At 66.2% G+C, this 4,653-nt stretch carries 5 protein-coding genes; 4 read left to right on the top strand and 1 reads right to left on the bottom strand.

Going from position 1 to position 4,653, the window contains the following annotated elements; all coding sequences use genetic code 11:
• Nucleotides 1-31 precede the first annotated feature (31 nt).
• Nucleotides 32-997, bottom strand: coding sequence for a Bug family tripartite tricarboxylate transporter substrate binding protein (locus CWO91_RS41605; RefSeq protein ID WP_130221087.1), 966 nt, complete (start codon nucleotides 995-997; stop codon nucleotides 32-34).
• Between the two features lie 142 nt (nucleotides 998-1,139).
• On the opposite strand from CWO91_RS41605, the gene CWO91_RS41600 reads away from it, so the two are divergent.
• The 4 genes from CWO91_RS41600 to CWO91_RS41585 all read left to right on the top strand — a co-directional run.
• Nucleotides 1,140-1,931 (top strand): IclR family transcriptional regulator, encoded by a 792-nt coding sequence (locus CWO91_RS41600; RefSeq protein ID WP_165406077.1) that lies wholly within the window; start codon nucleotides 1,140-1,142, stop codon nucleotides 1,929-1,931.
• An 80-nt stretch (nucleotides 1,932-2,011) separates the two neighbouring features.
• Nucleotides 2,012-3,307 (top strand): O-acetylhomoserine aminocarboxypropyltransferase, encoded by a 1,296-nt coding sequence (locus tag CWO91_RS41595; RefSeq protein WP_130221086.1) that lies wholly within the window; start codon nucleotides 2,012-2,014, stop codon nucleotides 3,305-3,307.
• 4 nt (nucleotides 3,308-3,311) lie between these two features.
• Nucleotides 3,312-4,094, top strand: a complete 783-nt coding sequence (locus CWO91_RS41590; RefSeq protein WP_130221085.1) for an alpha/beta fold hydrolase — start codon at nucleotides 3,312-3,314, stop codon at nucleotides 4,092-4,094.
• Between the two features lie 60 nt (nucleotides 4,095-4,154).
• A partial coding sequence (locus tag CWO91_RS41585; protein WP_130221084.1) for a DUF6496 domain-containing protein occupies nucleotides 4,155-4,653 on the top strand: 499 nt, incomplete at its 3' end.

Raw genomic sequence — 4,653 nt, 5'->3', positions numbered from 1 at the left:
CGCCGAGCTCGCTGGGATCGATCCGCATCGATCAATCCGCCCTGATGTTGGCCTTGCGCACCACCGGAATCCACTTGGCGTCCTCGCGCGCGAGATAGGCCTTGAACTCGTCCGGCGTCATCGCCGTCGCCTCCCCGCCGAGCTTCTCGAACTTGTCGACCACGGCCGGGTCCTTCAGGATCGCGACCAGCGTCTCGTGCAGCTTGTCGACGATCGGCGCCGGCGTGCCCGCAGGCGCGAACAGGCCCGTGAAGGTCTGGCCGTCAAAGTCCTTGTAGCCGAGCTCGGCAAAGGTCGGCACGTCAGGCAGCGACTTCAGGCGGTGCGGGCTGGTGACGGCGAGTGCGCGGAACAGGCCGGCCTTGATGTGCTGCAGGCTGACCGTGAGCTGGTCGAACGCGAACTGCACCTGGCCGCCGAGCAGGTCGTTGATCGCCGGCGCGTTGCCGCGATAGTGCGCGGTGACCCATTGCAGCTCGAGGTTCGACTGCATCAGCTCGCTGAGCAGGTGGTTGGTGGTGCCGGGACCCGGCGAGGCCATGGTCAGCTTGCCGGACTCGCGCTTGGCGAGATCGATGAATTCCTTGAACGTATTAGCCTGCACGGAGGGATGCACCTCGAGCACCAGCGGCGTCATCGAAATGGTCGAGATCGGCAGGAAGTCCTTTTTCCAATTATAGGCCTCGCGCTTGTTGATCTCGGTCGCGAACAGCACCGGGCCGTTGGCGCCGACGAACAGCGTGTAGCCGTCGGGCGTGGATTTGGCGAAGGCTTCGCCCGCGATCATGCCGCCGGCGCCGGCCTTGTTCTCGATGATGAAGGGCTGGCCGAGCTTTTCCTGGAGCTTGTCGGCGATGATGCGCGCCGCGCTGTCGACATTGCCGCCGGCCGGATAGGGCACGATCAGCTTGACGTTGCGCGCAGGCCATTCCTGGCCCGAGCCAGGCCCAGCCAGCATCGCAAATGCGGCAGCGATGGCAATCCAGATTAATCTCATGTTAACCTCCCGGCGGCGCTTCCAATTCCACATCGGATGCCGCGACGTTGCGCAAGGCAACTCGAAAGGCATCTCGATCGGAGCGCAATCTTCAGATGCGCGCTTGTCCTGTCGAGTGAATTGTGGCGTTCTTGTCCATAATATGGACAAGACGAGATTCGCCCGCAACGCCGGGGAACCGCGGCAGGGCGCGCAAGCAATCCGGCGCGCCCTCGTGGTGCTGCGCATTCTGGCCGCAGGCCGCGAAGACGGTGTGCCATTGGCCGAGGTGGTAAGGGCCACCGGCCTCACCCGCCCGACCGTGCATCGCATCGTCCACGTGCTGATCGAGGAAGGCATCGTCGAACGGCACGAGCGGACCGGTCGCTATGCGATCGGCAACCAAGTGCCGGAGCTGGCGCTCGCGCGGCCGCGGCCGTCACGGCTCTTGATCGCCGCCAATCCCTCGCTGCAACGCGCCTCCGCCGAGATCGGCGACACGCTGTTCCTGACGGTGCGGACCGGCAACGACACGCTGTGCGTCGATCGCAGGATCGGCGTCTATCCGATCCAGGTGCTGTCGATCGAGGTCGGCGCGCGCCGGCCGCTCGGCGTCTCCAGCGCCGGCGTCGCCATCCTCGCCGCGATGCCGGCGCAGGACGCGCGAAAAATCGTCGCGGCCAACGAGAAGAGGTTCGAGGCCTACCAGACCGACGTCGCAGCCGTGATGGGCGAGATCACCACGGCACGGCGGCGCGGCTACTACATGCGGGAGATTGGCCTCGTGCAGGGCACGAAATCGATCTCGACCTGGATCAAGAGCCCGGACGGACAGCCGGCTGCTGCGATGACGGTCTCCGCCGTTCGGACGAGGCTCGGCCCCCGCCGCGAGCAGGAGGTCGCGGAGATTCTGCTGCGCGAGGCCGGGATCATCGAGCAGGCGATCCGGGGTTAGGCGGCGCTGTCAATGGCTGACGTGCCGCGCGATTTTGTGGCACAAGGACTGCCTCCGCCGATCGACCAACGAGGCCACGCATGCCCGCGCCGAAACCGCCTGCCTTCGAAACCCTGAGCCTGCATGCGGGCCAGCATCCGGACCCCGCGACCGGCGCCCGCGCGGTGCCGATCTACCAGACCACGTCCTACGTGTTCCAGGATTCCGACCATGCCGCCGCGCTGTTCAACCTGGAGCGTGCCGGCCACATCTACACGCGCATCTCCAATCCGACCACCGGCGTGCTGGAGGAACGGCTCGCAGCGCTCGAAGGCGGCATCGGCGCGATCTGCACCGCCAGCGGCATGGCCGCGCTGCATCTGGCCATCGCGACGCTTCTGAACGCCGGCGACCACATCGTGGCGTCGAGCTCGCTCTATGGCGGCACCATCAATCTCTTGGCGCACACGCTGCCGCGCTTCGGCATCACCACCACCTTCGTCAAGCCGCGCGATCTCGATGCATTCCGTGCGGCGATCAGGCCGAACACGAGACTGGTGATCGGCGAGACCATCGGCAATCCCGGGCTGGAAGTGCTCGACATCCCTGAGGTCGCGGCGATCGCACATGATGCAAAAATTCCGCTGCTGATCGACAACACCTTCGCCACGCCCTATCTCAGCCGCCCGATTGAACTCGGCGCAGACATCGTCATGCATTCGGCGACCAAGTGGATCGGCGGCCACGGCATCGCGATCGGCGGCGCCATCGTCGACGGCGGCCGCTTCGACTGGCGTGGCTCGGGCAAGTTCGGCGTGCTGACCGAGCCCTATGGCGGCTATCACGGCATCGTCTTCGACGAGCAGTTCGGCACCGCGGCTTTCATCATGCGCGCGCGCACCGAGGGCCTGCGCGATTTCGGCGCCTGCCTGTCCCCGACCAACGCGTTCCAGCTGCTCCAGGGCGTCGAGACGCTGGGCGTGCGCATGGACCGGCATATGCAGAACACGCATCTCGTGCTCGAAGCCTTGAAGGCCAACAAGGCCGTCGACTGGGTGCTGCATCCCTCGCTGGAGACCCACCCTGACTATCAGCTTGCAAAGACGCTGCTGCCGCGCGGCGCCGGCTCCATCGTCTCCTTCGGCATCAAGGGCGGGCGGCCCGCCGGGCGCAAGTTCATCGAGTCGCTGCGCATGATCAGCCATCTCGCCAATGTCGGCGACGCCAAGACGCTGGTGATCCACCCCGCCTCGACCACGCATCAGCAGATGGATGCCGAACAGCTCAAGGCCGCCGGCATCGGCGAGGAGCTGGTGCGGATATCGGTCGGCATCGAGACCGCGTCTGACATCATCGACGATCTCAATCAAGCGCTGCGCATCTCGCAAAAGGTCTGACGCCATGAAGCTTTCCGTCAACGGCACTGATGTGTTTGTCGCAACCGGCGGCCGCGACTTCGACAAGTCGCTGCCAGCGGTCGTCTTCATCCACGGCGCCGGCTTCGACCATTCGACCTGGGCGCTGCACACGCGCTGGTTCGCCCATCACGGCTTTTCGGTGCTAGCGCCTGACCTGCCCGGCCACGGCCGCTCGGCCGGGCCGTCGCTGTCGACCATCGCTGAGATGGCCGACTGGACGGCGGCGCTGCTGGATGCGGCAGGTGCCGCGAAGGCGCACCTGGTCGGCCATTCCATGGGCTCGCTGATCTCGCTGGAGACCGCCGCACGCCACCCCGACAAGGTCTCCGCGCTGAGCCTGATCGGCACCGCCGCGACCATGACCGTCGGCCCGGATCTGCTGAAGGCCGCCGAAGCCAACGACCAGGATGCCGTCGACATGGTCTCGATCTGGGGCCTCGGCTTCAAGGCCGAGCTCGGCGGCAGCCTCGCGCCGGGCCTTTGGATGCATGGCGGCGCACAGGCCGTGTTGAAGCATTGCGAGCCGGGCGTGCTGTTCAGGGATCTGTCGGCCTGCAATACCTATGCGAACGCGCTTCAAGCCGCCGCGAGCGTGAAGGTGCCGACCACGCTCATTCTCGGCGAGCGAGACATGATGACTCCGGCGAAAGCCGGCAAGGCGCTGGCGGCGGCGATCCCGCAGGCGAAGACCATCATCGTGCCGGGCGCAGGACACATGATCATGGCCGAGCGCCCGGATGAATTGCTGGCGGCGCTGCGGAACTGAAAAGGATCAATCGACGGCCTTGCGCGTTGCATCCCTGTGATTTCAAAGGGAACTCGACCCATGCCAAGACAGGAAATCATCCGCAAAGCAAAGCAGGACAAGCGCGCCGGCAAATCGGCAAGTACGCAGGCCGGCGAATTCGTCAAGGACGAGATCGACAAGATCAGGAAAGGCAAGCACGGCGCACGCTCGACAAAGCAAGCCATCGCCATCGGACTTTCCGAGGCGCGCCGCGCCGGCGTCGATCTGCCGCCGCCGCGCAAAGGGCGTACCAAGAAGTCGACGCGCCGCAGCGCCAAATATGCCTATGAGGCCGGTCAGGGCAAACGCACCCCGAAGCGGCGGCCGCGCGTATCGCGTGCCGTCGAGGGCGTCCTGAAGAAGGAGCCGCGCTCCACAGCGTCGCGCAGCGCGCTGTCGAAGCAGGCCAAGCGTGCCGCGACCCAGCGAACCGCGGCTTCGCGTTCGGCCGCCGCGCGGAAAGCGAGCCGCACCAAGGGCGCCAAGGCGCGTTCCGCTGCCGCCAAGAAGGCGGCACGCACCAGGACGCGCCGGCGCT

The sequence above is a fragment of the Bradyrhizobium genosp. SA-3 genome (genome assembly GCF_004212635.1).
Classification (GTDB): Bacteria; Pseudomonadota; Alphaproteobacteria; order Rhizobiales; family Xanthobacteraceae; genus Bradyrhizobium.
Note: the sequence above shows the minus strand (reverse complement) of the source record. Positions and strands in the feature narration are given on the sequence as shown.

Excerpts from the sequence above, each read along its gene's own strand:
- CWO91_RS41605 (WP_130221087.1), bottom strand. The coding sequence starts at position 997 with ATGAGATTAATCTGGATTGCCATCGCTGCCGCATTTGCGATGCTGGCT.
- CWO91_RS41595 (WP_130221086.1), top strand. The coding sequence starts at position 2,012 with ATGCCCGCGCCGAAACCGCCTGCCTTCGAAACCCTGAGCCTGCATGCG.
- CWO91_RS41600 (WP_165406077.1), top strand. The coding sequence starts at position 1,140 with ATGGACAAGACGAGATTCGCCCGCAACGCCGGGGAACCGCGGCAGGGC.
- CWO91_RS41590 (WP_130221085.1), top strand. The coding sequence starts at position 3,312 with ATGAAGCTTTCCGTCAACGGCACTGATGTGTTTGTCGCAACCGGCGGC.